23 protein-coding genes are annotated in these 26450 nt (G+C 74.3%); 12 read left to right on the top strand and 11 right to left on the bottom strand.

Annotation, left to right across the window (positions count from 1 at the left end):
* Positions 1–60: 60 nt before the first annotated feature.
* Positions 61–1365: an MFS transporter gene (locus tag ACZ4M3_RS16070; protein ID WP_467732928.1), complete on the top strand. Its 1305-nt coding sequence runs from the start codon at positions 61–63 to the stop codon at positions 1363–1365.
* Positions 1366–1374: 9 nt separating this feature from the next.
* Complete coding sequence (dapD, locus tag ACZ4M3_RS16075) at positions 1375–2355, top strand: 2,3,4,5-tetrahydropyridine-2,6-dicarboxylate N-succinyltransferase (RefSeq protein WP_467732930.1); 981 nt, start codon at positions 1375–1377, stop codon at positions 2353–2355.
* Between the two features lie 80 nt (positions 2356–2435).
* On the opposite strand, the gene ACZ4M3_RS16080 is transcribed toward dapD, so the two are convergent.
* The 3 genes from ACZ4M3_RS16080 to ACZ4M3_RS16090 all read right to left on the bottom strand — a co-directional run bounded on the left by ACZ4M3_RS16080 (position 2436) and on the right by ACZ4M3_RS16090 (position 5177).
* Entirely contained in the window at positions 2436–2690 is a 255-nt protein-coding gene (locus ACZ4M3_RS16080; protein ID WP_467732932.1) for a hypothetical protein, read from the bottom strand.
* 147 nt (positions 2691–2837) lie between these two features.
* The gene (locus ACZ4M3_RS16085) at positions 2838–3269 is read right to left on the bottom strand and encodes a GNAT family N-acetyltransferase (protein WP_467732934.1); all 432 of its coding nucleotides are present in this window, start codon (positions 3267–3269) and stop codon (positions 2838–2840) included.
* A 66-nt stretch (positions 3270–3335) separates the two neighbouring features.
* Positions 3336–5177 (bottom strand): endonuclease/exonuclease/phosphatase family protein, encoded by a 1842-nt coding sequence (locus ACZ4M3_RS16090; protein WP_467732936.1) that lies wholly within the window; start codon positions 5175–5177, stop codon positions 3336–3338.
* A gap of 274 nt (positions 5178–5451) precedes the next feature.
* On the opposite strand from ACZ4M3_RS16090, the gene ACZ4M3_RS16095 reads away from it, so the two are divergent.
* Positions 5452–6921 (top strand): hypothetical protein, encoded by a 1470-nt coding sequence (locus ACZ4M3_RS16095; RefSeq protein WP_467732938.1) that lies wholly within the window; start codon positions 5452–5454, stop codon positions 6919–6921.
* A gap of 230 nt (positions 6922–7151) precedes the next feature.
* Positions 7152–8591 (top strand): alkaline phosphatase PhoX, encoded by a 1440-nt coding sequence (locus tag ACZ4M3_RS16100; RefSeq protein ID WP_467732940.1) that lies wholly within the window; start codon positions 7152–7154, stop codon positions 8589–8591.
* Between the two features lie 64 nt (positions 8592–8655).
* Here the strand turns inward: ACZ4M3_RS16100 and ACZ4M3_RS16105 are convergent, their stop codons facing one another.
* From ACZ4M3_RS16105 to ACZ4M3_RS16120, 4 genes are all read right to left on the bottom strand, one after another.
* On the bottom strand, positions 8656–8832 hold the full coding sequence (locus ACZ4M3_RS16105) for a hypothetical protein (RefSeq protein ID WP_361313450.1): 177 nt from the start codon (positions 8830–8832) through the stop codon (positions 8656–8658).
* Positions 8833–8935: 103 nt separating this feature from the next.
* Positions 8936–10165 (bottom strand): TerD family protein, encoded by a 1230-nt coding sequence (locus tag ACZ4M3_RS16110; RefSeq protein WP_467732942.1) that lies wholly within the window; start codon positions 10163–10165, stop codon positions 8936–8938.
* Positions 10166–10218: 53 nt separating this feature from the next.
* Positions 10219–10437 carry a hypothetical protein gene (locus ACZ4M3_RS16115; RefSeq protein WP_467732944.1) on the bottom strand — a complete coding sequence of 73 codons (219 nt, stop codon included), beginning with the start codon at positions 10435–10437 and terminating at the stop codon, positions 10219–10221.
* Between the two features lie 137 nt (positions 10438–10574).
* The gene (locus tag ACZ4M3_RS16120; RefSeq protein ID WP_467732945.1) at positions 10575–12101 is read right to left on the bottom strand and encodes an aldehyde dehydrogenase (NADP(+)); all 1527 of its coding nucleotides are present in this window, start codon (positions 12099–12101) and stop codon (positions 10575–10577) included.
* 153 nt (positions 12102–12254) lie between these two features.
* On the opposite strand from ACZ4M3_RS16120, the gene ACZ4M3_RS16125 reads away from it, so the two are divergent.
* The 5 genes from ACZ4M3_RS16125 to ACZ4M3_RS16145 all read left to right on the top strand — a co-directional run bounded on the left by ACZ4M3_RS16125 (position 12255) and on the right by ACZ4M3_RS16145 (position 17100).
* Complete coding sequence (locus ACZ4M3_RS16125; protein ID WP_467732947.1) at positions 12255–13067, top strand: IclR family transcriptional regulator; 813 nt, start codon at positions 12255–12257, stop codon at positions 13065–13067.
* 135 nt (positions 13068–13202) lie between these two features.
* Entirely contained in the window at positions 13203–14651 is a 1449-nt protein-coding gene (locus ACZ4M3_RS16130) for a peptidoglycan D,D-transpeptidase FtsI family protein (protein WP_467732949.1), read from the top strand.
* A gap of 62 nt (positions 14652–14713) precedes the next feature.
* Positions 14714–15205 carry a GNAT family N-acetyltransferase gene (locus tag ACZ4M3_RS16135; RefSeq protein WP_467732951.1) on the top strand — a complete coding sequence of 164 codons (492 nt, stop codon included), beginning with the start codon at positions 14714–14716 and terminating at the stop codon, positions 15203–15205.
* A gap of 74 nt (positions 15206–15279) precedes the next feature.
* Positions 15280–15990 carry a DsbA family oxidoreductase gene (locus ACZ4M3_RS16140; protein ID WP_467732953.1) on the top strand — a complete coding sequence of 237 codons (711 nt, stop codon included), beginning with the start codon at positions 15280–15282 and terminating at the stop codon, positions 15988–15990.
* A gap of 60 nt (positions 15991–16050) precedes the next feature.
* Positions 16051–17100, top strand: a complete 1050-nt coding sequence (locus tag ACZ4M3_RS16145; protein ID WP_467732955.1) for an aminotransferase class V-fold PLP-dependent enzyme — start codon at positions 16051–16053, stop codon at positions 17098–17100.
* Positions 17101–17129: 29 nt separating this feature from the next.
* Here ACZ4M3_RS16145 and ACZ4M3_RS16150 read toward each other — a convergent pair whose 3' ends face one another.
* The gene (locus ACZ4M3_RS16150; protein WP_467733127.1) at positions 17130–18197 is read right to left on the bottom strand and encodes a pyridoxal-phosphate-dependent aminotransferase family protein; all 1068 of its coding nucleotides are present in this window, start codon (positions 18195–18197) and stop codon (positions 17130–17132) included.
* Positions 18198–18279: 82 nt separating this feature from the next.
* On the opposite strand from ACZ4M3_RS16150, the gene ACZ4M3_RS16155 reads away from it, so the two are divergent.
* A complete protein-coding gene (locus ACZ4M3_RS16155; protein WP_467733129.1) occupies positions 18280–19398 on the top strand; it encodes an amidohydrolase family protein in 1119 nt (372 codons plus the stop codon).
* Positions 19399–19595: 197 nt separating this feature from the next.
* A complete protein-coding gene (locus ACZ4M3_RS16160) occupies positions 19596–20510 on the top strand; it encodes an SCO1860 family LAETG-anchored protein (RefSeq protein WP_467732957.1) in 915 nt (304 codons plus the stop codon).
* Positions 20511–20534: 24 nt separating this feature from the next.
* On the opposite strand, the gene ACZ4M3_RS16165 is transcribed toward ACZ4M3_RS16160, so the two are convergent.
* Positions 20535–21755, bottom strand: a complete 1221-nt coding sequence (locus ACZ4M3_RS16165; RefSeq protein WP_467732959.1) for a CapA family protein — start codon at positions 21753–21755, stop codon at positions 20535–20537.
* Between the two features lie 889 nt (positions 21756–22644).
* Positions 22645–24099: an Rv2231c family pyridoxal phosphate-dependent protein CobC gene (cobC, locus tag ACZ4M3_RS16170; protein WP_467732961.1), complete on the bottom strand. Its 1455-nt coding sequence runs from the start codon at positions 24097–24099 to the stop codon at positions 22645–22647.
* Between the two features lie 86 nt (positions 24100–24185).
* Here cobC and ACZ4M3_RS16175 point away from each other — a divergent pair, with 86 nt between their 5' ends.
* Positions 24186–25001: a ZIP family metal transporter gene (locus tag ACZ4M3_RS16175; RefSeq protein ID WP_467732963.1), complete on the top strand. Its 816-nt coding sequence runs from the start codon at positions 24186–24188 to the stop codon at positions 24999–25001.
* 2 nt (positions 25002–25003) lie between these two features.
* Here ACZ4M3_RS16175 and ACZ4M3_RS16180 read toward each other — a convergent pair whose 3' ends face one another.
* Positions 25004–26449 (bottom strand): cobyrinate a,c-diamide synthase, encoded by a 1446-nt coding sequence (locus ACZ4M3_RS16180; RefSeq protein ID WP_467733131.1) that lies wholly within the window; start codon positions 26447–26449, stop codon positions 25004–25006.
* Between the last annotated feature and the right edge of the window lies 1 nt (position 26450).

Here is a 26450-nt window from a genome sequence, read left to right on the forward strand (position 1 = left end):
TTGACCCGAGGCTGCCATGCTGACATAGTCCGTTCCCAAAAGGAACTAACTCGGGGTGGGGTGGCCGTGCCGCAGGTCTTCAAGGACGTGCCGAGGGTCGTGTGGCTGCTGGCCGCAGGCGTGTTCGTCAACGCCGTCGTCAGCTTCACGTTCGTTTTCGTCTTCCTCTACCTTTCCGGCCCGCGCGGGCTGGGCGCGGCCCAGGCGGGCGTCGCCGTCGGCGTCGGAGGCATCGGCATGGTCGCCGGGAACTTCACCGGCGGCTGGTACGGCGACCGCTTCGGCCACCGCCGGGTCCTCCTCGCCGCCGCCTGCCTCGGCGGACTCACCCTGGTGAGCCTTCCGCTGCTGGCCACGCCGCTGCTGTACGCCGCCCTGCCGGTGGCCCAGTACGCCTCCGGGGTGATCCGGGCCGCGAACTGCGCACTGGTCGCCGTCACCGTGCCGGAAGGGGCCCGCCGGCAGGCCTTCGCCGTGGTGCGCTGCGTCTCCAACGGCGGTTTCACCCTCGGGCCGCCCCTCGGAGCCCTCGTCGCGACCGCGGTCTCGTACGACTGGCTCTTCGTCGCCGACGGCCTCGGCACGCTCCTGTTCGCCGGCTGGACCGCCCGCGTCGTCCCGGCCCGGGGCGCCGCCCGGAAGCCGGCCGCGGCCCCGGACGGGGGTCGGGGCCGCGGCGTATGGGGCGAACTGCGGGCCAGGCCGGCCGTGCTCGTCCTCCTCGGCGCGATCCTCGTCACCGACCTCGTCTACCGCCAGCAGTACGGCACCTTCCCGGTCTTCCTCGCCGACCACGGCCTCGACGTCAGCGCCTTCGGGCTGGTCATCGCCCTCAACGGGGGCGTCATCCTGCTGCTGGAGCTGCCCGCCGCCGTCGCCCTGCGGGACCGGCCCCCGCTGCCCGTCATCGCCGCCGGGCTCGTGCTCGTCGGCGCCGGGTACGCGGCGCTGCTCGGCGGGGCGGGCGCGGCGAGCGCCGTCGCCATGATGGTGCTGCTGAGCCTCGGGGAGATCCTCTACAAGACCACCGCCACCGCCTACGTGGCCGACCAGGCGCCGGAGCACGCGGCCGGGCGGTTCCAGAGCCTGTACGCCGGCATGTCGGTCAGCGGGGTCGTGCTCGGCGCGCCGCTGGGCGGGGCGCTGTACTCCGCCGCGCCCGGGCTGCTCTGGCCGCTGTGCGCGGCGCTCGCAGCGGGCGCCGGCGGGGCGGTGCTCTGGGCCTCGGCGCGCCAGTCCCGGCGGGAGGAAGCCCGCGGGCAGGACGCCGGCCGGGACGGGGGCCGGGACGCCGGCCGGGGCGGGGGCCGGGCAGCGCGCCCGGCACATGAGACCGGTTCGCAACCGCAGGCCCTGGCCGGTTAGGTTTCGGATATGACTGCTACGCGTACCACCGGCGCCGTCGCCGCCGGACTTGCCACCCTCGCCGCCGACGGCACCGTCCTCGACACCTGGTTCCCCGCCCCCGAGCTGGTCGCCGAGCCCGGCCCGGCCGGCACCGAGCGCCTCACCGCCGAGCGGGCCGTGGAGCTCCTGGGCGAGGCCGCGCCCAAGGCCCTCGGGCCGGACGCGCGGCGCGGCGTCGAGGTCGTAGCCGTCCGCACCGTGATCGCCTCGCTCGACGACAAGCCGCTGGACGCGCACGACGCGTACCTGCGCCTGCACCTGCTCAGCCACCGCCTGGTCAAGCCGCACGGCCAGAACCTGGACGGCCTCTTCGGCCTGCTGGCCAACGTCGCCTGGACCTCGCTCGGCCCGGTCGCCGTCGACCAGGTGGAGACCGTACGGCTGAACGCCCGCGCCGAAGGCCTGCACCTCCAGGTCACCTCGATCGACAAGTTCCCCCGGATGACGGACTACGTCGCCCCGAAGGGCGTCCGCATCGCCGACGCCGACCGGGTCCGCCTCGGCGCGCACCTGGCCGAGGGCACCACCGTCATGCACGAGGGCTTCGTCAACTTCAACGCCGGCACCCTCGGCACCTCCATGGTCGAGGGCCGCATCTCGGCCGGCGTCGTGGTCGGCGACGGCTCCGACATCGGCGGCGGCGCCTCCACCATGGGCACCCTCTCGGGCGGCGGCAAGCAGATCATCTCGATCGGCGAGCGCTGCCTGGTCGGCGCCGAGGCGGGCGTCGGCATCGCGCTGGGCGACGAGTGCATCGTCGAGGCCGGCCTCTACGTGACCGCGGGCACCCGCGTCACCCTGCCGGACGGCCAGATCGTCAAGGCCCTGGAACTCTCGGGCGCCAGCAACATCCTCTTCCGCCGCAACTCGGTCACCGGCGCCGTCGAGGCCCGCCCGAACAACGCGGTCTGGGGCGGCCTGAACGAGGTCCTGCACAGCCACAACTGACCCGGGCCCGCCCGGTTCCGCACGAACGCCCTCCCACACCCCCGAGCGGGGTGGGAGGGCGTTCGTGCGGTACGGGGCGGTCAGTGCAGGGCGATGGTGCGGATCAGGCCCGCGAAGGCCCGTTCCTCCTCCTCGGTCAGCTGGACCGTCTCCATCGGGTGGCCGGCCGGGCCGCGCTGGGCCGGGATGGCCGCGAGGCCCTGGCGGGCGCCCGGCTCCGGATGGTGGAGCCGGCTGTCCCACAGCATGTGGCCGAGGCCGATGACCCAGGTCAGCGCCGCCAAGAGCAGCACGGCCAGGCCGATTTCCTGGGCGAGGGAGACGGAGGGGAACACGCGGTCCTCCAGGAGTGCGGGGGGACGGGATCGGGCGTGGGCCTGGCGTGGGGATACTCAACACCACAACCCGGGTTGAATGGGTACGGATGTGGCCAGCGTCACGCCAGGGGCGAAAGTCCCCATCTCGCCTCCGCCGGCGCCCGTTCAGTCCGTCAGCGGCAGCTTGAAGCCGTCATGGCTGCGCGCGAAACCCAGCCGTTCGTAGAAGCGGTGTGCCTGCACCCGCCGCTTGTTGCTGGTCAGCTGTACCAGACCGCAGCCCCGCTCGCGGGCCCGCGCCACCGCCCGCCCCATCAGCTCGGTGCCCAGCCCGTCGCCCCGCCGGTCCGGGCGCACGCGTACCGCCTCGACCAGCGCCCGCTCCCGGCCGCCCTGGCCGAGACCGGGAACGTACGTCAGTTGGAGGCACCCCAGTACCTGGCCCTCGTCCGCCAGGACGAGCATCTCGTTGCGCGGGTCCGCCTCGATGGCGGCGAAGGCCCGCTCGTGCGCCTCGGTGACCGCGGCGGCGCCGCCGTCGGCCAGCAGGGCCAGGAGGGCGGGCAGGTCGGTACGGGTCGCGGTGCGGAAGATCATGCCCGGAAGTGTGGCAGGCGGCCCGGGCGGGAGGGGAGGGCACCCGGGGCCGCCTGCGGTCCGCGGTTACGGGCGGAAGCGCAGCACCTGCGGGTCGTGGTCGCTGTTCTGGGCGGCGAACTCCGCGTTGATGTGCACGCTGTCGTAGGAGAAGTTCTTGACGGCCGGGCTCGTCAGGATCTGGTCCAGCACCTGGGCGTTGCCCTGGTAGACGTAGGAGTAACGTTCCGCCTTCGGCAGCGACTTGATCGCCGAGTACAGCGCGCCGCCGTCCTCCAGCGCCTGCGCCGTCCCCGAGAACTCGAAGTCGTTGATGTCACCGACCGCGAGGACGTCGGCGTTCTTCTCCGTCGCCAGGATCTCCTTGACGAAGCCGTTCACGGCCTGCGCCTGGAGCCGCCGCTTGGCCTCCGAGGAACGTACCGGCGGCTGGTGCGCGGAGGTCAGGCCCTCGTCGCCGCCCTTCGAGGTGAAGTGGTTGGCGATCACGAAGACCGTCCGGCCGCGGAAGACGAACTCGCCGGCCAGCGGCTTGCGGCTGTCGGCCCACGCCGGGTTCGCCGGGTCGATCCGGCCGGGGGAGTGGGTCAGGGCCGCGTGGCCCTTCTCCGTCATCACACCCGTCGCGGTCGTGGAGTCGCCCGCCGCCCGGTCGGTGAAGGAGACCCGGGCCGGGTTGAACAGGAACACCTGACGGATGTTGCCGCCGGGCTCGCCGCCGTCCTTGTTGTTCTCCGGGTTGATGGTCCGCCACTGGTAGGCCGGGCCGCCCGCCGCCGCGATGGCGGCGGTGAACTTGGTGAGCGTCTGCTCCGCCGAGACGGTGCCGTCGTTCTTGGCGCCGTTGTCGTCCTGGATCTCCTCCAGGGCCACGATGTCGGGGGAGGCGAGGTTCTCGACGACCGCCTTCGCCAGGTTGTCGAACTTCGACTGCGGGTCGGTCGGGTCGAGGTTCTCGACGTTGTACGTGGCCACCGCGAGCTCGCCCGGGGCCTGCGCCTTGGTCTTCTCCGGGGCGAGCGTGCCCGCCTGGACCTGCCCGAGGGTGCGCGCGGCCAGGGTGTAGCCGCCGAACTGGTTGAAGTCGAGCGGGCCTTCCGTGGTGCCGGTCAGCTTGTCGCCGACGTTGGCCACCGGGAACGGCTGCTGCGCGAGGGGCGCCAGCTGCTGGATCTGCAGGCGGCCCGTGTTCTGGGACTCGTACGAGCCGTAGATGGTGCCGCCGCGCTTGGCGGCGTTCTCCCAGCCCTTCACCGTGACCCACAGCTCCGAGTACGGGTCGGTGGCCCCGACGACGCGCGAGGTGCCGATGCGGACGTTCATGCCCTCAAGGGACTCGTAGTAGTCCAGGGCGTACCGCGAGGGGTCCAGCGTCAGGCCGTTGATGCTGCCGGCGGCGGCCGCGTCACCGGCCGGGGCGTACTCGGCGGGGACGCTGTACTCGTTGATCGCGACGGCTTCGGGCAGCGCGTTGCCGGAGGACACCACGGTGACGGCCGGCTTGGAGATCTGGGTGACCGACTGGTTGCCGGAGGAGACACCGCCCGGGACGTACTCGCCGACCGTGCCGTTCACCTTGACGGCGTCACCGACCGCGACGGTCGGGACCGAGCCGGTGAAGACGAAGATGCCCTCGCTGGTGGCGGCGTCGTCGTCGGCGTCCGGGTCCTGCATCCAGAAGCCGCGCGAGCCGTACGTGCGCACGCCGGTGACGATGCCCTCGACGCCGGTGACCTGCTTGCCGTTGAACGGGGATATCCGGGTGGTGCCCTGGATGTCGTGGATGCGTACCGGGTCGGCGGACGCGGTGCCCTCGGCCGCGTCGGCGGAGCCCGCGAGCAGACCGGTGGCCAGGGCCGTGGCGACGAGGGCCGCGATGGCAGCGGAACGGGGGTGCGTGGAGCGCATGGTCAGGAACTCCGGTGTGTGGAGGAGGGGCCACCCGGGGATCGCGGGGTGCCCGGAATCGTTGGCAGGGAGCGGGGTTTGGCTCTTCGCTACATCTACGCGCGTCAATTTCCTCGTGGAGCGTGAAGTTGTCAAGGTCTCCAGGGAAGACGGCAGCTGACTGTGGGATGAACCAAAGGCGTTGGCTCCCTGGCCGTGCCCGAAATGCGTCTACGCTGGGCGTCGCCGTCCGGCCCGACGGTCCCACCACCGCGTCCACGAGGAGAACCGCCCCATGTCCGCAGAGCCGCACCCCACGCTGCCGCCGGTACGGCTGCACTCCGATGCGGAACTGGCCCGCGACGCCCTCGTCGCACCCCTGTTCGCCCGGGCCGTGCGCCTAGCCCGCTGGGCCGGCCCCGGCACGCGCGTCGAGGTCGGCGGCGAACTGGCCGCCGACCAGCTGCCGCAGGCCGCGGCCGCGCTCGGGCTCGACGCGGCCGACCCGGACGGTCCGGCGTACGCGAGCCAGGCCTGGCGGGTGGCCGTCGACACCGGCCTGGTCGACGTGACCGAACCCGAGGAGGACGCCGGTGAGACGGCACACGGGACCGCCGCGCCCGGCGAGGACCTCGCGCTGATCAGCGGGGGCGCGCCCGGTGACGTACTCGACCTGTGGCTGGCCGCCCTGGAGACCGTCCTCGCGGACGCGGCCGTGCCCGATCTGGACGACCTCGTCGACGCGCTGGACGACGGCGGGGAGCTCGACTTCGACCGCCTCGACTGGAACCCGGCGCGCGAGGCGGACTTCCTGGACGGGGTCCTCGCCAACCTCTACCTGCTCACCGTCGCCGAGGGCGGTGCGGGGGAGAGCCCGGTGCCGCTGCCCGTCCTCGCCGCTTCGATGGTCGTCCCCGACGACATGGGGGAGCCGACCGACGCGGTGCTGGAGCAGGTCTCCGACGCGATGATGCGCCTCGACGACCAGTTCCGGCAGCTGGAGCCCGTCGGGCTGGTCGAGTTCCGGCCCGTCGACGAGGAGCTGATGGCCGAGGCCGACGACGAGGAGCTGCTCCCGGACCCGGCCGACGCGGACGAGGAGGACATCGCCCGGTACGGCATGGTACGGCTGACCGCCCTCGGCCTGTACGGCGTCCGCGCCCGCATGCTCGAAGCCGGGGTCGAGGCGCCCGCCATCGGAGAACTGGCCGACAAGGGCGCGGACGCCCTGCTGGACACGGTCTCCCGCTACCCGGAGGACGCGGCGCAGGCGGAGATCGAGCTGTGGCTGGCCGGCCGCGAACTGCCCGCGGCGGTGACCGAACTGCTCGACGCGGCCCGTGGCGACGACGAAGCGGCCCCGCTGCGCCGGCTGCGCTGCCAGCAGGCCCTCGCCCCGGCCGGACCGGAAGCGGAACCCGCGGTCCGGGCGGTACTGGACGATCCGCAGCTGGGCGGGCTCGCCCGGGTGTGGCTGGCCGAGCGCGGGGCGGCGGACGTACCGGCTCCGGACGGGGCGATGGTGTTCTGGCTGACGGTCGACACGATCGCGGCGCAGCTCGCGGCGGACGGGGAGGCGGAGGAACTGCCGCTGCTGATGCAGACCCTGACGGGACACCACGCCGGGTTCTTCGACGAGGTCTGGCGGGTGGCACACCCGGCGACGGCGGAGGTACTGGAGGCGATGGGCCGGCTGCACCCCGACAAGAAGGCGGCGAAGGAAGCCCGGAAGGCCGCCTTCAAGGCCCGTTCCCGCCGCCCCTGACGGAGCGCCCACGGCACCGGGCGCCCCGGGCCCGGCCGCCCCGGGCCCGGGCGCCGCGGGCCCGGGGTATACAACGCGCCGAACACCGGCCGAAGTTCGCCATTGCGGCGGGCGGCCAAGGATCAGTCGGCTTTCCGGGGTAGTTCAGCCGCCGTTCACGTGCGGGCGGGAGCGTGTGCGCCGACGACCGTACGACAGGTGCACCACCGCCCACCCTCCCTGGAGCCACGATGCCCCTCAGCCGTAGAGACTTCACCGCCCGCACCGTCATCGCCGGCGCGGGCGTCGCGCTCACCGGGACCGTCGGCGCGCTCGCCACCGCCCCCGGAGCGCTGGCGGCCGACGACACCACCCGGCACGACGAGCACGGTCGTCCGCCCGAGCCCGGCTACGGCCCGCTCGTCTGCGACCCGGCCGGAATCCTGGCCCTCCCGGCCGGCTTCACCTACCGCGTCATCACCCACAGCGGCGTGACGAAGCTCGACTCCGGCGAGAGCACCCCCTCCAACCACGACGGCACGGCCGCCTTCGAGGGCCACCGGGGGGTCACCCTCCTCGTCAACAACCACGAGCTGAGGGGCCCCCGTTCGGGCTGGGCCCACCCGGTCCCCCTCACCGAGGGCCTCGTCTACGACCCGGCCGCATCCGGCGGCTGCACGGTCGTCGAGGTCCGTCGCGGCGGCGAGGTGGCCGAATGGGTCGGCATCGCCGGTACGTCCACCAACTGCGCGGGCGGCGCCACCCCCTGGGACACCTGGCTGACCTGCGAGGAGACCGAGGACCTGGCCGGCAAGAACGGGATGACCAAGGACCACGGCTACGTCTTCGAGGTCGACCCGCACGACCGCCGCGCCAACCGCGACCCGCAGCCCATCAAGGCGTTCGGGCGGTACGCGCACGAGGCGGTCGTCATCGACCCGCGCGCGGGCCACGCGTACCTGACGGAGGACGCCTCCGGCCCCAACGGCCTGCTCTACCGCTGGACCCCGCCGGAGGGCTTCCACCACGGGCGCGGCAAGCTGCGTACGCTCGCCCCCGACGCGGGCGTGCTCGCCGTGGCCAAGTGCTTCGACAGCTCCGGGCGGTTCGTGGACGACCTCTCGCGCGCGACGCAGACCGGCACCGTGTACGGGGTCGACTGGGTGGAGGTGCCGGACCGCGACGGGCGCACGACGCCGGTGCGCAAGCAGTTCGGGGCGGACGCCGTGACCCGGGCGCGCAAGCTGGAGGGCATGTGGTGGGCCGACGGGGGCGCGTACTTCGTCTCCTCCTACGCCCGCTCCGAGAGCCCGGGTGCCGCGCACGACGGCCAGGTGTGGTTCTACGACCCGAAGCGGCGCACGATCCGGCTGATGGTCCTGCTCGGGGTGAACGCCGACCCGTCCAAGGACGGCGCCTTCGACGGGCCCGACAACATCACGGTGTCCCCGTACGGCGGCCTGGTCATCGCGGAGGACGGCGAGGGCGTCCAGCACCTGCTCGGCGCGACGGAGTCGGGCCGCACCTACCCGCTCGCCCGCAACGAGATGAACATGGGGACGGCCGAGAGCCCCGAGTACTCGGAGTTCACCGGCGTCTGCTTCTCCCCTGACGGGCGCACCCTGTTCGCCAACATCCAGGAGCCGGGGATCATGCTGGCCATCACCGGGCCTTGGCGGCGCGCCCACTGAGGACGCCGACGGACGCCGGCTGACGGCGACGGACGGCGGCCGGGCCGTTACGGCCCGGCCGGCCCTACTGGGCCGGGGCGGCCTCCGCACGGGAGGCCGCGGCCCACTCTTCGAGCAGGAATTCGTACGCCTCGGAGGGCCACTCGTCGTCCACCCTGGTCTCGACGAGGTGCCGGATCGCCGCGTTCGCCTCTGCGGCGGACGGGCGGGCCGGACCCGCGGGCTGGAGTGTCTTCTGCATGAGTCCAAGGCTACGGGCGGCCACTGACAGTCACCTCCGATTTCGGGGTGGCATCGCTCACCCGGCGTTCGCCGCCGGTCGCACGATGTGGCCGCTCACCTGCTCAGAGTGCCTCCGCGCCGGGCTTGACCATGCCGCGCACTGTGCGGGACTTCACAAAGTCGCCCATGGCCGTCATCTCCCACTCGCCGCTGAACTGTCTGATCAGCTTCGCCATCATGACGCCGGTCTGCGGCTCCGCGCCGGTGAGGTCGAAGCGGACCAGCTCCTCGTCGCTCGCCGCGTCGATCAGGCGGCAGTAGGCCTTCGCCACCTCGGTGAACTTCTGGCCGGAGAAGGAGTTGACCGTGAAGACCAGGCCCGTGGCCTCGGCGGGCAGCCGGCCGAGGTCCACGACGATGACCTCGTCGTCCCCGGCGCCCTCGCCGGTCAGATTGTCACCCGAGTGTTTGACGGCTCCGCCGAGGATCGACAGCTTGCCGAAGTAGCAGCTGTCGATGTGGTTGCGCTGCGGGCCGTAGGCGATGACGGAGGCGTCGAGGTCGATGGCCCGGCCGCCGAACGCGGGCTCCCAGCCGAGGCCCATCTTGACCTGTGAGAGCAGCGGGCGGCCGCCCTTGACGAGGGAGACGGTCTGGTTCTTCCGGAGGTTGACCCGCCCCTTGTCGAGGTTGATCTTTCCGGTGGCGGCAGCGGCGGTGACCGGTGCGGGCGCCGACGGCATGACCGGCGCGGCCGGGGCGGCCGCGGGCATCGGCGGGGCGGCCGCGGGCATCGGCGGGGCGACGACGGCGGCGGGCGCGGGGGCTGCGGGCGCGGGGGCGGCCGGCTCCTCCTCGACCGTGACCCCGAAGTCCGTGGCGATGCCGGCGAGGCCGTTGGCGTACCCCTGGCCCACGGCGCGCACCTTCCACGCACCGCCGCGCTGGTACACCTCCACCACCACGAGGGCGGTCTCCGGGCCGAGCCGCGGCGGGGTGAACGTGGCGATCACCGCGCCGGTCGCGGCGTCCCGCACGGTGGCGGTGGGTTCGATGCCCTGGAAGGTCTGCCCGGCGGCGTCCGGACTCGCGGTGACCACGATCCGCTCGATGCCCGGCGGGAGGGCGGCGGTGTCGACGGTGATCGAGTCGGGCGCCGAACCGCCGCCGGACCGGTAGCTCACACCGGGCCCGGACGGCTGGTTGTAGAAGATGAAGTCGGCGTCCGAACGCACCTTGCCGTCCGCCGTGAGGAGGAGCCCGGAAACGTCGAGCCGCACCGGGGCAGCCACATCCACCGTCACACGGACGGTGTTGAGCGGCAGATTGGAACCAGGGGTCATAGCGGTCATGCCCGGAGAACGACCGACACCGCTTTGCCGTTCCCTTACCCTCGCAAGACTTCTCAGCCGCGGTTGCGCGGATGGTCGCGCGCCGTGCGCTCGTTGCCGAACTTGTAGGCGCCGGTCCAGCGGGCCATGACCAGCTGGGCGTCGCCCGACTCCACCTCGGCGAGGAACTTCTCGGCCCGGGCCCCGCGCAGGGTGCCCGCGGCCCGGCCCCGGTGCGTGATGACGACGCGGTCGCCCTGTTTTTCGTACGTGAACCCGTGCGGCTTCGGCATGGGCGGCAGCCTGCCCTGCCCGGGGCGGAGGCGGCAACGGATTTGCCCCGCGCCCGACGAGCGGGCCGGAGTCCCCCGCGGGTTGCCCGGCCCGGCCCGCCGCCCGGCAGCCTCCGCCCGGGGCCCGCCCCCCGGCGTCAGCCCCCGGTGACCCGGCGCGGCAGCCCCAGCGGGTTGCCCTCGCGCAGCTCCGCGGGCAGCAGCGGGTCCGGCACCGACTGGTACGCCACCGGCCGCAGCCAGCGCTCGATGGCGGCGCCGCCGACCGAGGTGAAGTGCGAGGTGGCCGCCGGGTACGGGCCGCCGTGGTGCTGGGCCGGCGCCACCGCGACCCCGGTCGGCCAGCCGTTCACCACGATCCGCCCCGCCAACCCGGTGACCTGCGCGATCAGTTCGGCGGCCGGCCCGGGCGCGCCCCCGGTCTCGGCCGCCGAGAGGTGCAGGGTGGCGCTCAGGTTCCCGCCGAGCCGGTCGAGCACCGCGGCCGCCTCGGCCGCGTCCGCGTACCGGACGACGACGCCGACCGGCCCGAAGCACTCCTCCAGGAGCACCTCGTAGGACGGCCCGCCGTCGAGGAGGGTCCGGGCCGGCAGGGTCAGGTACCCGGCGGCGACGGTGTGCTCCCCGCCCGGGCCCGGGGCGACGGGCGCGGCCACCCCGGGCAGGGCCGACCGCTCGCGGACCCCGGCCACGAAGGCGTCCCGCATCCGGTGGTCCAGCAGCACCCCCGGCCCGGTCCCGCCGAGCGCCTTGCCGAGCGCGGCGGTGAGCCGGTCGCCGTCCGGGCCCGCGGGGACGAGGGCCAGGCCCGGCTTGACGCAGAACTGGCCGACGCCGAGCGTGAGCGAGCCCGCGAGCCCCGCGCCGATCTCCTCGGCGCGCTCGGCGACCGCCGCCGGGGTGACGACGACGGGGTTCAGCGAGCCCAGTTCGCCGTGGAAGGGGATCGGCACCGGCCGGGCGGCGGCCGCGTCGAACAGGGCCCGCCCGCCCCGGATGGAACCGGTGAACCCGGCCGCCGCGACGAGCGGGTGGCGGATCAGCTCCAGGCCGGCCCCGAAGCCGTGGACGACGGCGACGACCGCGGCCGGCAGGCCGGCCCGTACCGCCGCCCGGCGCAGCAGCGAGGCACACAGTTCGGAGGTCGCCGGGTGGTCGGGGTGCGACTTGACCACCACCGGGCAGCCGGCGGCCAGGGCGCTCGCGGTGTCCCCGCCGGGCACGGAGAAGGCGAGCGGGAAGTTGGACGCGGCGTAGACGGCGGTCACGCCCAGCGGCACCTTGTAGCGGCGCAGTTCGGGGCGCGGCGGGGTCAGCGAGGGGTCGGCGCGGTCGATGCGGATGTCGAGGTAGCCGCCCTCGTCGACGGCGTCGGCGAAGGCCCGCAGCTGGCCGGTGGTGCGGGCCAGCTCGCCGGTGAGCCGGCCGGGCCCGAGCGCGGTCTCGGCGTCGGCGGTTTCGACGACCTGGTCCGCGGCCGCGTCCAGCAGCTCGGCGGCCCCGCGCAGGAAGGCGGCGCGGGCGGCGCGCTCGGCCAGCGCCGTCCGGGCGGCGTGCGCCGCGCGCACGGCCGCGTCCACCTCCTGGGCTGTGGCCTCCACCGCAACCTGCCCGTGCTGCTTCCCGGTGCGGGGGTCCACACTCCAGACTGGTGTAGCTGCCATGGCGCACTGCCTCCTGGATCCGCGCTGACCCGCGGGATGGCGTTCAGTATTCTGAACGCTGTTCCGATGGGTGAATGATCACATCCAGTGTGGACTCTATTTCCGCGTCTTCCCGGTTGACAAGGGAAACGAGACAAGAGGGGCACGAGGCAGATGACCAGAGGTGATTCCGGGACGCCGGGGGACGAAGTCGCGGATGCGGGCGGTCCGGGAGCTCCGGCGGCCGTCAAGTCGGCCGTTCGCACGGTCATGTTGCTGGAGCACTTCGCGGCCCGGCCGGGGCTGCACAGCCTCGCCGACATCCAGCACGACCTCTCGCTCCCCAAGTCCAGCCTGTACATGCTGCTGCGCACGCTGGTGAACCTGGGCTGGGTGGAGACCGATGCCACGGGCACCCGGTACGGCATCGGCGTGCGCGCCCTGCTCGTCGGCAGTTCCTACATCGACGGCGACGAGGTGGTCGCGGCGGCCCGGCCCACCCTGGACCGGCTCTCCGACGACACGACGGAGACGATCCACCTGGCCCGGATGGACGGGACGAGCGTCGTCTACCTCGCGACCCGGCAGTCCCAGCACTACCTGCGGCCGTTCACCCGGGTCGGGCGGCGGCTGCCCGTGCACTCCACGGCCCTAGGCAAGGCCCTGCTGGCCACGCACACCGACGACGAGGTGCGCGGGCTGCTGCCGCGCCGGCTGGAGGCGGTCACCGAGCACACCATCACCGACCGGGAGCGGCTGGTGGACGAGCTGGCGCTGGTGCGGGAACAGGGGTACGCGGTCGACCGGGAGGAGAACACCCTCGGGCTGCGCTGCTTCGGGGTGGCGGTGCCCTACCGCACCCCGGCGCGGGACGCGGTGAGCTGCTCGGTGCCGGTCGCCCGGCTGACACCGCGGCACGAGCAGGCGATCAAGGCCGCCCTGTTCGAGGCGCGCGACCGGCTGTCGGTGGCGACCCGCCGGATGTGAGCGCGAATGCGAGCGCGGGGTGACCGGCGCCGGGCCGGGGCTTCCCGGTGAGGGAAGCATGAAGAAAAGCTGAGAACCCGGCCACAATCGGGGCAGAGCGGAACGTCCGGCGCCGCTCGTGCGTCTTTCCGGGGGATGAACAAGACGATCAGGCGCGCGTCCGTCTTCTGTCTGCTTCTGGTGGCGGCCCTCTTGGTACGGGTCACCTGGGTGCAGGCGTACCAAGGCCAGGCGCTCGCAGACGACAAGAACAACCGGCGCAACCTCATCGGGCAGTACGAGAACCCGCTGGGGAACATCATCGTGGGCGGCGAGGCGATCACCGGCTCGGTGAAGACCGGCGGCAAGGACTTCCAGTACAAGCGCACCTACGTCGACGGCCCCCTGTACGCGCCGATCACCGGCTACAGCTCCCAGGCATACGGCGTGAGCATGCTGGAGGGCGTCTACAAGAACATCCTCAACGGCTCCGACAGCCGGCTCAAAACGCCGATGGACGTCCTCACCAACAAGCGGGCCTCCCCGGGCAACGTGCTGACCACCATCGACAAGGGCGTCCAGAAGGCCGCGTACGACGCACTGCAGGGCAAGCAGGGTTCCGCGGTGGCCATCGACCCGGCGACCGGGCAGATCCTCGCCATGGTGAACAATCCCTCCTTCGACCCGGGCCGGATCACCGGCGCCACTGACGAGGAGGCCTGGAAGGAGCTCTCTGCCGACCAGGGCAAGGCCATGGAGAACGTGGCGCTGCGCAAGCCGCAGGCACCCGGCTCCACCTTCAAGCTGGTCACCATGGCCGCCGCCATCGAGAACGGCCTGGTCCCGGACATCGACGCGCCGACCGGCATCCCCGGCGCGTACACGATCCCGGGCACCCGCACCGCCCTGCCCAGCGAGGCGGGCAACGAGGCGTGCAACAACGTGTCCGTGCGCACCGCGCTGCGGCTGTCCTGCAACAACGTCTTCGCCGAACTGGCCTCGAAGCTCGGCCAGGACAAGATGCGGGCGATGGCGGAGAAGCTCGGCTTCAACACGGAGACCGCCACTCCCGTCACCGCCCGGCCCGCGAGCAAGTACCCGTCGCAGAAGATGTCGGTCGACCAGGTCGCACAGACGGGTATCGGTCAGTTCGACGTGCAGGCCACACCGCTCCAGATGGCGATGGTGACGGCGGCGATCGAGAACGGCGGCAAGCTCGTCGCCCCGCACATGGTCTCCGAGGTCACCGATTCCGGCGGCAACGTGCTGGAGAGCTTCAAGGATCCCAAGTCGGACCAGGTCATGAGCGCCAAGACCGCTGCGATGCTGCAGGACGCCATGCGCACCGTAGCCACCCAGGGCGGCGGCAAGCCCGCGCAGGTCGCGGGTGCCGAGGTCGGCGGGAAGACGGGTACCGCGCAGCGCGGCGTGAACAACAGCCTGCCGCCGCTCGCCTGGTTCACCTCGTACGGCAAGCTCGACGGCAAGCAGATCGCGGTCGCGGTGGTGATCGAGAACTCGGACACCGACCGCTCCGAGATCGGCGGCGGCAAGCTGGCCGCGCCCATCGCGCAGAAGATGATGGAGGCGTGGCTCAAGAAGTAGCCTCCGACCGCGCGGGTCGCCGCGCCGGGAACCGCCACGGTTCCCGGCGCGTTCCCCTATCCATGATCAGAGCTGCGCGCCCCGACGACCTCGACGCCATAGCCGCCCTGCACACCCGGGCCCGGGCCACCTACTACCAGGGCCACATCCCCGAGGAGGAGTACGGGGGCGAGGCCGAGCTCGCGCGCACCCGTGAGGGCTGGTCCCGCGCCGTCGCACGGACCGCCTCCGAGGGCGGGATGTTCTGCGCCGAACAGGACGGCGTGCTCACCGGCGTCGCGGCCTTCCGTACGGAGGAGGGGGAGAGCACCCTCACCCAGCTGCACGTGGACCCGGACCACTGGCGCCGCGGCACCGGCGCGGCGCTGCACGCCGCGTGCCTGGACGCCTGGCGCCGGGCGGGCATACGCCGGGCCCGCCTGGAGGTCTACGAGCACAACCTGCGCGCGCAGTCCTTCTACGCCGCCCACGGCTGGCGTCCGGACCCCGGGCTGCCCCGGTCCGGTACCCACGTCACGCTGTGGCTGAGCGTGGGGGACCCGTCGGGGGAATGAGACGTTCCGGCAGGTGGTTGAAGGGGAAACCGTCCGGTCCCGCCGACCGGACGGCCCCCGAGAGAAGAAGGATCATGCGCGTAGAGATTTGGGCCGATATCGCCTGCCCGTGGTGTTACGTCGGAAAGGCCCGCTTCGTCAAGGGGCTGGCCGGGTTCGCGCACCGCGACGAGGTGGAGGTCGTCTTCCGGTCCTTCGAGCTCGACCCGAACGGCCCCAAGGGCGTGACCGCGCCCGTCGTGGAGGTGCTGGCCGAGAAGTACGGCCGCACCCTCGACGAAGCCCGCGGCATGGAGGAGCACGTCGCCGCCAGTGCGCGCGGCGAGGGACTGGAATACCGGGTGGAGGGCCGCGACAACGGCAACACCTTCGACATCCACCGCCTGCTGCACCTGGCCGCCGCCCGGGGCCGCCAGGAGGAACTGCTCGACCTGGTCTACCGCGCCAACTTCGCCGAGGAGCGCAGCGTCTTCGACCCCGAGGTGCTGGTGGCGCTCGCCGTCGAGGCAGGTCTGGACGAGGCGCAGGCCCGTACGGTCCTCGCCGACGACAACGCCTACGCCGAGGACGTGCGCGCCGACGAGCGCGAGGCGGCCGAGCTGGGCGCGAGCGCCGTACCGTTCTTCGTCCTGGACCGCCGCTACGGCATCTCCGGCGGGCAGCCCGCCGAGGTGTTCACCCGGGCGCTGGAGCAGGCGTGGGCCGGCCGCGAGGTCACCCCGCCCGAGGCCGCCGGCGGCGAGGCCTGCGAGCCCGACGGGGAGTGCGCCGTCCCCCGGGCGTGAGCCGTCGTCCACGCGTCACGGGCATGGACGCGGACTCGATCTCGGCGCAGAGTTGAGGGCATGGATCTCTCCGCCCTCAGCGCCGAGTTCGCACACTCCAACACCTACCTCAACACGGCCAGCTGCGGGGTGCTCCCGCGTTCCGCCGTCGCCGAGGTCCGGGCCCTGGCCGAGGCGGCCGGGGCCGGGGACCCGGCCGGATTCGGGGACTTCGACCGGGTGGGCCGGGTCCGGGCCGCCTTCGCCCGGCTCGTCGGGGTGCCCGTCGAGCGGGTCGCGCTCGGGTCCTCCGTCGCGACCCACGTCGGCCTGGTCGCGGCCGCCCTGCCCGCCGGGGCCGAAGTCCTGTGCCCCGAGGGTGACTTCGCCTCGGTGATGAACCCCTTCGTGGTGCGCACCGACGTCAAGCTCCGGCTCGCCCCGCTGGAATCGCTGGCCGAGGCCGTCGGTCCGGACACCGCGCTCGTCTCGCTGTCCGCCGTACAGTCCGCCGACGGCCGCACCGCGGACCTGGCGGCGGTACGGGCCGCGACGGCCGCCCACGGCGCGCGGATGCTCGTCGACGCGACCCAGGCGGCGGGCTGCGTGCCCTTCGACGCCGCGCCCTACGACTACACCGTCACCGCGGGCTACAAATGGCTGCTCGGGGCGCGCGGAGCCTCGTACCTCACCGTGTCCGAGGAGGCCCAGGACACCCTCACCCCGCTGCACGCGGGCTGGGTGGCGGCGGAGTCCGTGTGGGACGCCACCTACGGGCCGATGCCGCGACTGGCCGCGGGGGCGCGGCGCTTCGACGAGTCCCCGGCCTTCCTCGGCTACCACGCCGCCGAGCCCTCGCTGGCGCTGCTGGAGCGGATCGGCATCGCCGCCGTCCACGCCCACGACACCGCCCTGGCCGCCCGCTACCGGGCCGGCCTCGCCCGCCTGGGCCACGAACCAGTGCCCGGCGGCACCCCGATCGTCACCGTGCCCGGCCTGGCATACCGCCAGCCCGCGCTCCAGGCCGCGGGCATCGCCACATCGGCGCGCGCCGGCGGTCTGCGGGCCTCGTTCCACCTCTACAACACCGAAGCCGACGTCGACCGGCTGCTGGACGTCCTCGCGGGCTGACCCCGGGCCGAACGGGAGCCGACCGCGCGCTACCAGGCCGCGGCCGCCGCGGCGAGCGCCGGGGCGGGGTCGGCCGACAGGGCGGCGGCCAGCGCGGTCAGGGACGCCCGCACCGCCTCCAGGGAGGCCGCCGGACCGTAGTGGTTGACCCGGATCATCTCCTGGGCCAGCGCCCCGCCGCCCGCCGCGAGCGGGGCCGCCGGGTCCGCCGACAGCGCCTTGGCCACCACCACCGAGGCGTCCGCCACCCGCAGGGTCGTCGCCACCGGCGCCGCCTCCGCCGCCACCGGGACGTACGGGGCCACGCCCAGCGCCGTCGCGCCCGCGCGGGTCGCGGCGGCCGCGGCCGCGTGCCGGCCCGCCACCGCGGGCAGCCCCTCGGCGGCGATCCGGTCCAGGCAGGCCTCCAGCGCCAGCATCTCCAGCTGCGCGGGAGCGTGCAGCAGCGTCGTACGGCCGGCGTCGATCCAGCGCTCCTTCCAGTCCAGCAGCGAGAGGTACGAACGCCGGGGCGCGGCCGGGTTCTGTGCGAAACGGGCCCACGCGCGCTCGGAGACCGACACCGCCGAGACGCCCGCCGGGCCGCCCATCGCCTTCTGCGCGCCGATCACGCACAGGTCCACGCCCCACGCGTCCGGGAGCAGCGGTTCGGCGGCCACCGAGGCCACCGCGTCCAGCATGAACAGGGCGCCGTGGGCCCGGACGGCCTCGCCGATCTCCGCGACCGGGTTGGTGTTGCCCGTCGCGGCCTCGGCGTGCACCAGCGACACGAAGTCGATCTCCGGGTGCTCGGCCAGCGCCCGGGCGACCTGCTCCCCGGTGACGGCGGTGTGGAACGGCACCGCCAGGTCCACCACCGTCGCCCCGCAGTCGCGCAGCCAGTTGCCGAACGTGGTCCCGTACGGCCCGGTCACGATGTTCAGGGCCGTCGAACCGGGACGGGCACCCGAGCGGATGCACGCCTCCAGCGGCAGCAGCGCCTCGCCCTGGGTGATCACCACGTCCTGGCGGGTACCGAGCAGTTCCGCCACCCCCCGCTCGATCGACGCGAAACGGGCGGCGGTCAGCGCCGGGAGGTCCAGCAGCGGGTGGGTCACGGCGGTGCTCTCTTCGTCCGGGGTCACCGGCCGAGCCTACCCAGCACGGACGTAAGGTGCCGCCATGAGCGATGCGCGCGAGATGAGCGGAGCGGGCCGGCCCGGCGGCGGGCCCGGGGGCGAAGTGCTGCACGTCAAGGGGCGGGTGCTCGTCGGACCCGACGACGTGCGCGACGAGCTGTGGGTGGTCGGAGGCCGGATCTCCTACGAGCGCCCGCGCGCCGCCCGCGAGATCACCACGCTCGCCGGCTGGACCCTGCCCGGCCTGGTCGACGCGCACTGCCACGTGGGCCTCGACGCCCACGGGCCCGTCGACGCCGGGACCGCCGAACGCCAGGCGCTCACCGACCGCGACGCCGGCACGCTGCTGATCCGCGACGCCGGATCGCCCTCCGACACCCGCTGGATCGACGACCGCGAGGACCTGCCGAAGATCGTCCGGGCGGGCCGGCACATCGCCCGGACCCGCCGCTACATCCGCAACTACGCGCACGAGATCGAGCCGGCCGACCTCGTCGAGTACGTCGGGCGCGAGGCGCGGCGCGGCGACGGCTGGGTCAAGCTGGTCGGCGACTGGATCGACCGCGACGCCGGGGACCTGACCGCCTGCTGGCCCCGCGCGGAGGTCGAGGCGGCCATCGCCGAGGCGCACCGCCTCGGCGCCCGGGTCACCGCGCACTGCTTCGCCGAGGACTCGCTGCGCGACCTCGTCGAGGCCGGCATCGACTGCATCGAGCACGCCACCGGACTCACCGAGGACACCATCCCGCTGTTCGCGGAGCGCGGGGTCGCGATCGTCCCGACCCTGGTGAACATCGCGACGTTCCCCAAGCTGGCGGCGGGCGGCGAGGCGAAGTTCCCGGCCTGGTCGGCGCACATGCGGCGGCTGCACGAGCGCCGCTACGACACGGTACGGGCCGCCTACGACGCGGGAGTTCCCGTCTACGTCGGCACCGACGCGGGCGGCTCCCTGCCGCACGGCCTGGTCGCCGCCGAGGTCGCGGAGCTGGTGAAGGCCGGGATCCCGGTGCAGGCCGCCCTCTCGGCCACCGCCTGGTCGGCCCGCGAGTGGCTCGGCAGGCCCGGCCTGACCGAGGGCGCGCCGGCCGACCTCGTGGTCTACGGCTCGGACCCGCGGGTTGACGTACGGACCCTGGCGCAGCCGCTGCGGGTGGTGGTCAACGGGGCCGTCCGGGCGTGACGAGCGGGAACTCCCGTTCCTCATGGGGCGGATGATTCGCACGCACGGTCGGAAACCACCCGTTGGGGTGAAGTCGCCTCAGGTGTACCCGCGTTCACCCACAGTGCTTAAAGAATCCGAGGGTCGAAGCCGTCGGCGTGCGCGATGTCCCCCATTGGCCGCGCGACGGCACCCATCTCCCCGGGGGTTCCACCACCTTGAACAGCAACACCTTCCGCATGCCCGCGGCCGCCCTGCTCGCCACGGGGGCGGTGGCCCTGTTGACCGCGCCGGCCGCCACCGCCGCCACCGGCGGGGGCAGCGCGGCCGACGAGGGCAAGGCCGGCGCCGTCGTCCTGCGCGCCGGGCTCGACGTCGGCCTGCTGGGCCAGGCCGTGCACGTTCCGCTGCGGACCACCCTCAACGAGGTCAGCGCCCCCGCGACGGCCGAGAAGACCGCCCTCACGGTGACCCTCGACGGGGCCGAACAGGGCAAGCCGGTCAGCGTCCTGCGGGCGGACGTGGCCACCGCCAAGGCGACCGCGGACGCGCACCGCGCCCAGGCGGAGTCGCACCTCGCCAACGCCGAGGTGCACGTGCCCGGACTGCCGCTGCTCTCCCTGATCCAGGTCGGGCAGGTCACCTCCAAGGCGGTGTGCGAGACCGGCCGCGAGCCGGTGGCCACTGCGAACGTGCTCGGCGCCGTCACCGTCCTCGGCAAGAAGGTCACCTTGTCGGCGGGCGGCCCGACCAAGGTCGAGGTCCCCGGGGTCGGCCTGGTCTCCCTGGAGCTGTCCGGTACCCAGACCACCTCCACCACGGCCGCCGCGGCCGCGCTCCGGCTCAAGGTCTCCGTCAACCCGCTGAAGCTGAACGTGGCCGAGGTCGAGGGCGAGATCGTCCTGGCCGAAGCGCACTGCGAGACCCCGGCCGGCGCCGCGCCGAGCGGGTCCGCCCCGGCAAAGCCGGACGTCAAGCCCCAGACGGTGGCCGGCGGTACGGCCCCCGCGCGCGCCGACCTGGCCGAGACCGGGAGCAGTTCGGCGACCCCCTACGTGGCCGGCGGCGCGCTGCTCCTGCTCGGCGTCGGCGCGGGCGCGCTGGTCCTCAGCCGGCGCGGCAGGTCCTCGTAGCGACCCGGCCGGCCCCGGGGCCCGTCAGCGCGTGGCGTGCTCCAGCCCCTGGGCGGTCGCGCCGCGGGCCGTCACCGCGGCGGTGACCTGCTGGTCGACGCGGGCGTACGCGCTGCGCTTGGCGGCGGTCAGCGAGCCGTCGGCGGCGGCGCAGGAGGCGCAGACGACCCGGAACGGCGGCCCCATGTCCGAGTACTGCGTGAGGTATTCGGCCTTCACCACCTCCCAGCGGCCCGGGTGCGCGGCGGCCGGGGAGAAGGTGAAGCGGGGCACGGAGGACATGTTGCCGCGCAGCTGGGCGGTTTCGTAGAAGCTGGCGATCTGGTCGCCCATGCCGTAGACCACCCAGGTGCCGTTGATCTTCTCGTAGGGCTGCGGCACGTGGTTGTGCGTCCCGATGATCAGATCGATGTCGGGGAGCCCGTCGGGGGCGCGGGAGGCGGTCAGCGCCTGGGCGAGGTCGCTCTGCTGCCGGTCGGGGGCGGTCTGCCACTCCGTGCCCCAGTGGATGCTGAGGACGACGACGTTCGCGCCGGCCGCGCGGGCGGCGCGGGCGTCGGCGATGATCCGGTTCTGGTCGATGAGGTTGACGGACCAGGGCTTGCCGTCCGGGAGCGGGATGCCGTTCGTACCGTAGGTGTAGTCCAACTGGGCGACCTTCGCGCCGCCCGCCTGGAGCACGGCGGGGGTGGCGGCCTCCTCGGCGCGGCGGGCCGAGCCCACGTGCTTGATGCCGACGCGGTCGAGGTGGTCGAGGGTGCGGGCGAGGCCCGCGTAGCCGTCGTCCAGGGTGTGGTTGGAGGCGGTGGAGCAGCTGTCGTAGCCGGCGTCCTTGAGGGCGTCGGCCAGCTGGTGCGGGGCCTTGAAGGCGGGATAGCCGGTGTAGGGGCCGCCGGGCGGCCCGTACGGTATCTCGTGGTGGCATATCGCCAGGTCGGCTGCGGAGACGAGGGGCTTGACGCCGGCGAGTATCTTGCGGAAGTCGTGGCTCTGGCCGGTGCCTTGGGCGTCGTCCGCCGCGCGCTGGATGATCGAGGGGTACGGGATCACGTCCCCGGTCGCCACCAGGGTGAACGGCTTTCCGGCGGGGGCGGCCGGGGTGTCCCGCCCGGGCTTGGGCCCGAGCCGCTGCTCGGCGGCGGTGTCGCCGCCGGCCCGGTCCAGCAGCACCGGTACGGCGTACACCGCTCCGCCCACCAGCGCCAGCCCGCCCAGGGCCGCGCCTATCCTGCCGACTGCCTTCATCTTCGTACCCCCGTGATCCCGAATGCGACTACCGGGATCCTCCCGCACCCCCCACCCCACCGCTACGCGACCCCTTGGCGGAGCCGGGCCCACCGGGGCGCCCGCCCCAAGCGCCGGCGGGGCTGGGTGGGGTGTCCTGTCGGTGGGTGGGTGAGGCGGCCGGCCTGGCGCCGGTGGTGTGTGCCGGTGCCCCGGCCGTGCCCGGGGCCGCGCTGGGTCTCTCGGGGGCGCCATCCCAGCCCCGGCGGGGACTGCGACGGGGACAGCCGTGTCCAGCGGCGGGGCGCCGCCGAGCGCCGACCGGGGGCGGGTCCTGCCCGGTGGGCAAGGCGGCCTGCCGGGGCCTTTCGTGCGCGGGGCCGCGGGCCCGGCGTCCGGGCGGAGCCGGTTGCCCCGGTGCTGCCCGGGACCCGCGCCTCAAGCGCCGGCGGGGCTGGGTGGGGTGGTGGCGTCCGCGGCCGGGGGCGGGCCTCCTGTCCGAGGGTGGTGAGGCGGGCGGCTGCCGGGGTCGTTGGGCGCGTTCCGGACCCGGTGCCTGCGGTGGCGGAGGGGGGCAGCCGCCAGCGGGCGGAACCTGCTGCTGGTTCTGGGGGCGGTGGCCGCGGTGACCGCTCCTCGCGGCGGTCTCGGCGCCCCGAGCCCGAGCCCGCCGCCGAGGGGGCCTGGGGGTGGGTGGCTGCCGTCGGGCCGCCTTACGTCACCCGGCGGGCGCGGGCTCGTCGGCCGGCGTCCTGGCGGAGTCGGCGCCCCGGCCCGGCCCCGGCGCTGGGGTGGGTGGGCTGCTCGCCCCCCCGCCGGCGGCCCGCCGGGGGGCCGTTGGGGCTCACGACCCCGCCGGCGCCAGGTCGGGCGGGCCACCCTCGGGCCGGGGCCGGGGCCGGGGCCCGGGTTACCGGGTGCTCAGGGTCAGGGCGTGATCCAGGGCCTGGAGGAGGCGGCCGGTCGTGGGGCGGTCGCGGACCGCGAGGCGGAGCCAGTCGGCGTCCAGGCCCGGGAACGTGTCCCCCCGGCGGACCGCGAAGCCCAGCGCGCGCAGGCGGGCCCGGACCTGCTCCGCGCCCGGCACCCGGATCAGTACGAACGGCCCCTGCGCCACCCCCGACACCGAGATCTCCTCGAACTCCGCGAGCCCCGCCAGCAGGTGCGCCCGGTCCACCGCGATCTGCCGCGCCGCGGCCTCCGCCTCCGCCAGCGCCTCCGGGCTCACGCACGCCTGCGCCGCCACCAGGGCCGGGGTGGACACCGGCCACAACGGCTGCGCCGCCGCCAGCTTCGCGATCACCTCCGGCTCGGCCAGCACGTACCCGATCCGCAGCCCCGCCAGCCCCCACGTCTTCGTCAGGCTGCGCAGCACCACCAGCCCCGGCACGTCCGTCCGGCCCGCCAGCGCCTCGCGTTCGCCGGGGACCGCGTCCATGAAGGCCTCGTCCACCACCAGGATCCGGCCCGGCCGGGCCAGCGCCTCCAGGGTGGCCGCGGGGTGCAGCACGGACGTCGGGTTGGTCGGGTTCCCGACCACCACCAGGTCGGCTTCCTCCGGCACCGCCGCCGGGTCCAGCCGGAACCCGTCCGCCGCCCGCAGCACCACCCGCTCCACCCGGTGGCCGGCGTCCCGCAGGGCCGCCTCCGGCTCGGTGAACTGCGGATGCACCACCACCGGCCGTACGGCGCCCAGCGCCCGCGCGATCAGTACGAACGCCTCCGCCGCCCCCGCCGTCAACAGCACCCGCCCGGCCGGCAGCCCGTGCCGCTCCGCCACCGCCGCGCGGGCCGCGCGGCCGTCGGGGTACGCCGCGAGATCCCCGAGGGAGGCCGCGATCCGCTGCTTGAGCCACTCCGGCGGTGTGTGCGCCCGTACGTTGACCGCGAGGTCGACCAGCGCCCCGCCCGCGTCCCGTACCTCCGCGTCCCCGTGGTGGCGCAGGTCGTGCCCCTGCGCGGTGGCGACGGCGCAGGTCGCCGCCACCGACCGGCGTTTGGGTACGAGGAGTTCCCCGCCCCCCGCGAGCGCCGCGGCCTCCGCCACCGAGGCGGTGCCGACGCCGTCGCGCGCCGCGTCCGAGGGGTGCGGTACCGGGATGGCCGCCAGCTTCTGCGCCGAGTAACCGAGCAGCGGCACGCCGAAACGTTTCGCCGCGCCCGCGATCCCCGCCTCCTTCGTCTTCGGCTCCACCGTGGCCAGGGCCGTCACCGCGTCGGTGGCCAGCCCGGCCCCCCGCAGCGTCTCCTCGACCAGCGCACAGACCTCCGCCACGGAGACCCCCGCACGTCCGCCCACCCCGACCACCAGCCGGGTCGCGTACTCGCCCACCGGGGCCCTCCCTCCGTCGTCCTGTCGAGTCATTGTCGGGCCGCCGCCGTCCGGGCGTCTTCGCACCCCGCCCGCGCGGGGAAGTGCGCGCGGCGCCGACAATCGGTATCCAGGGGCACATGGCCGTGATCGTGGCGTTGGGCGCGTTCCTGATGACCCTGGCGGGCGGATGGACGGCGCAGCGCGTCACCGACCGGCGCCACCTCGTGCTGGGCCTGGCCGGCGGGCTGATGCTCGGCGTCGTCGGTCTCGACCTGCTCCCCGAGGCGATGCGGGCGGCGGGCCGCGAGGTGTTCGGCGTCCCGCTCGCCCTGCTGCTGTTCGTCACCGGCTTCCTGCTCGCGCACGTCGCCGAGCGGCTGCTCGCCGTACGGCAGGCCGCGCACGGCGCGAAGAACGGAGCCGAGAACGGAGCCGAAAACGGAGCCGCGCACGGAGCCGAGAACGGAGCCGCGCCCGGCCACCCCCACCCGCACCCCCACGACCACGCGCACCGGACCCCCGAGGTCGGGCTCGCCGCGGCCGCCGCCATGGTCGGCCACAGCCTCGCCGACGGGGTGGCCCTCGGCGCCGCCTTCGAGGTCGGCGGCGGGATGGGCGTGGCCGTCGCCCTCGCCGTCGTGACGCACGACTTCGCCGACGGGTTCAACACGTACACGCTCACCAGCCTGTACGGGAACGCCCGCCGCAAGGCGCGGCTGATGCTCTTCGCGGACGCCGCCGCGCCGGTCGTGGGCGCCCTTTCCACCCTGGTGTTCACCCTTCCGGAGGAACCGCTCGGGGCGTACCTCGGCTTCTTCGCCGGCGTCCTGCTCTACCTGGCCGCCGCCGAGATCCTGCCCGAGGCGCACCACCGGCACCCCGCCCTGTCCACGCTGCTGTGCACGGTGGGCGGGGTGGCCGGGATCTGGCTCGTGGTCGGCCTGGCGGACTGAACTCACCCCCGCGCCGCGGCCGCTGCCGCGAACCGCCGGGCGACCGACGGCTGCGCCGCCCAGTGCGTGTGCAGGTAACTGGCGTGGACCCCGCCCTGTACGAATCCCTCGACGCGGCGTTCGGGATGCGTGAACCCCCAGGCGGGCGCCGCCCCGGCGCCGGGTTCGATCACCGTCCGGTGGAACTCGTGGCCCCGCAGCCGGGTCCCGGCGGCGGCGAGCGCGCTGTCCGACACCGCCACCGCCTCGCGGTAGCCCAGCGTCAGCCGCTCCGACATCCGCGCGTCGGCGTCGAGCACCCCGCACATCGGCTTCCCGTCCAGCGACCGCGCCAGGTACAGCAGCCCGGCGCACTCGGCCGCCACCGGACCGCCCGCCGCGGCGAAGCCGGCGACGGCCCGGCGCAGCGCGGCGTTGGCGGACAGCTCGGGCGCGTACACCTCGGGGAACCCGCCGCCGATCACCAGGCCGGTGGTCCCGTCGGGCAGGGCCTCGTCCCGGAGCGGGTCGAAGGTGACGACCTCCGCCCCCGCCGCCGTGAGGAGCTCCGCGTGCTCGGCGTACGAGAACGTGAACGCGGGGCCGCCGGCGACCGCGATGACCGGGGGTTCGTCCGGCGCAGCGCCGTCTTCGGGGGCGCCGCCCCCGAAGCCCCGCGCCCCGAACGCCGGCGGGGCCGGGTTGTGCCGGGCGGCGCCCGAACCGGGCGCCGTGGCACCGGACAGAGCCTGTTCCGCGGACCAGGCTGCGCAGTCCAGCGGCGGCGCCGTCCGGGCCAGGGCCAGCAGGCCCTCCAGGTCGCACCCGGCCCGGACCTGGTCCGCCAGCGCCGCCACCGCGGCCACCGCGTCGGCCCGCCGCTCCGCCACCGGCACCAGCCCCAGGTGCCGCGACGGCGCGGCCACCTGCGGAGCCCGCCGCAGCACGCCCAGGACCGGCGTCCCGGCCTCCTCCAGCGCCTCCCGCAGCATCACCTCGTGCCGGTCGGAGCCGACCTTGTTGAGGATCACCCCGCCCAGCCGCACCTGGGGGTCGAACGACGCGAAACCGTGCACCAGTGCCGCCACCGAACGCGACTGCGAGGACGCGTCCACCACGAGCACCACCGGCGCCCGCAGCAGCTTGGCGACCTGCGCCGTCGACGCCAGCTCACCCCGCCCCGCGGCCCCGTCGTACAGCCCCATCACGCCTTCGACGAGGGCCAGGTCGCAGCCCGCCGCCCCGTGCGCGAACAGCGGCGCGACCAGTTCGGGCCCGCACATGAAGGCGTCCAGGTTCCGCCCCGGCCGGCCGGTGGCCAGCGCGTGGTAGCCGGGGTCGATGTAGTCGGGCCCGGCCTTGTGCGGGGACACGGCGAGGCCGCGCTCCGCGAAGGCCGCCATCAGGCCCGTCGCCACGGTGGTCTTGCCGCTGCCGGAGGACGGCGCGGCGATCACCAGCCGCGGCATG

The organism is Streptomyces sp. NPDC026522, assembly GCF_055567555.1.

Coding starts and splice junctions, on each gene's coding strand:
- ACZ4M3_RS16165 (WP_467732959.1), bottom strand. CDS start 21,755: ATGAAGGCAGTCGGCAGGATAGGCGCGGCCCTGGGCGGGCTGGCGCTG.
- dapD (WP_467732930.1), top strand. CDS start 1,375: ATGACTGCTACGCGTACCACCGGCGCCGTCGCCGCCGGACTTGCCACC.
- ACZ4M3_RS16105 (WP_361313450.1), bottom strand. CDS start 8,832: ATGCAGAAGACACTCCAGCCCGCGGGTCCGGCCCGCCCGTCCGCCGCA.
- ACZ4M3_RS16090 (WP_467732936.1), bottom strand. CDS start 5,177: ATGCGCTCCACGCACCCCCGTTCCGCTGCCATCGCGGCCCTCGTCGCC.
- cobC (WP_467732961.1), bottom strand. CDS start 24,099: ATGACTCGACAGGACGACGGAGGGAGGGCCCCGGTGGGCGAGTACGCG.
- ACZ4M3_RS16135 (WP_467732951.1), top strand. CDS start 14,714: ATGATCAGAGCTGCGCGCCCCGACGACCTCGACGCCATAGCCGCCCTG.
- ACZ4M3_RS16180 (WP_467733131.1), bottom strand. CDS start 26,449: ATGCCGCGGCTGGTGATCGCCGCGCCGTCCTCCGGCAGCGGCAAGACC.
- ACZ4M3_RS16145 (WP_467732955.1), top strand. CDS start 16,051: ATGGATCTCTCCGCCCTCAGCGCCGAGTTCGCACACTCCAACACCTAC.
- ACZ4M3_RS16095 (WP_467732938.1), top strand. CDS start 5,452: ATGTCCGCAGAGCCGCACCCCACGCTGCCGCCGGTACGGCTGCACTCC.
- ACZ4M3_RS16155 (WP_467733129.1), top strand. CDS start 18,280: ATGAGCGGAGCGGGCCGGCCCGGCGGCGGGCCCGGGGGCGAAGTGCTG.
- ACZ4M3_RS16085 (WP_467732934.1), bottom strand. CDS start 3,269: ATGATCTTCCGCACCGCGACCCGTACCGACCTGCCCGCCCTCCTGGCC.
- ACZ4M3_RS16130 (WP_467732949.1), top strand. CDS start 13,203: ATGAACAAGACGATCAGGCGCGCGTCCGTCTTCTGTCTGCTTCTGGTG.
- ACZ4M3_RS16175 (WP_467732963.1), top strand. CDS start 24,186: ATGGCCGTGATCGTGGCGTTGGGCGCGTTCCTGATGACCCTGGCGGGC.
- ACZ4M3_RS16125 (WP_467732947.1), top strand. CDS start 12,255: ATGACCAGAGGTGATTCCGGGACGCCGGGGGACGAAGTCGCGGATGCG.
- ACZ4M3_RS16100 (WP_467732940.1), top strand. CDS start 7,152: ATGCCCCTCAGCCGTAGAGACTTCACCGCCCGCACCGTCATCGCCGGC.
- ACZ4M3_RS16110 (WP_467732942.1), bottom strand. CDS start 10,165: ATGACCGCTATGACCCCTGGTTCCAATCTGCCGCTCAACACCGTCCGT.
- ACZ4M3_RS16115 (WP_467732944.1), bottom strand. CDS start 10,437: ATGCCGAAGCCGCACGGGTTCACGTACGAAAAACAGGGCGACCGCGTC.
- ACZ4M3_RS16120 (WP_467732945.1), bottom strand. CDS start 12,101: ATGGCAGCTACACCAGTCTGGAGTGTGGACCCCCGCACCGGGAAGCAG.
- ACZ4M3_RS16140 (WP_467732953.1), top strand. CDS start 15,280: ATGCGCGTAGAGATTTGGGCCGATATCGCCTGCCCGTGGTGTTACGTC.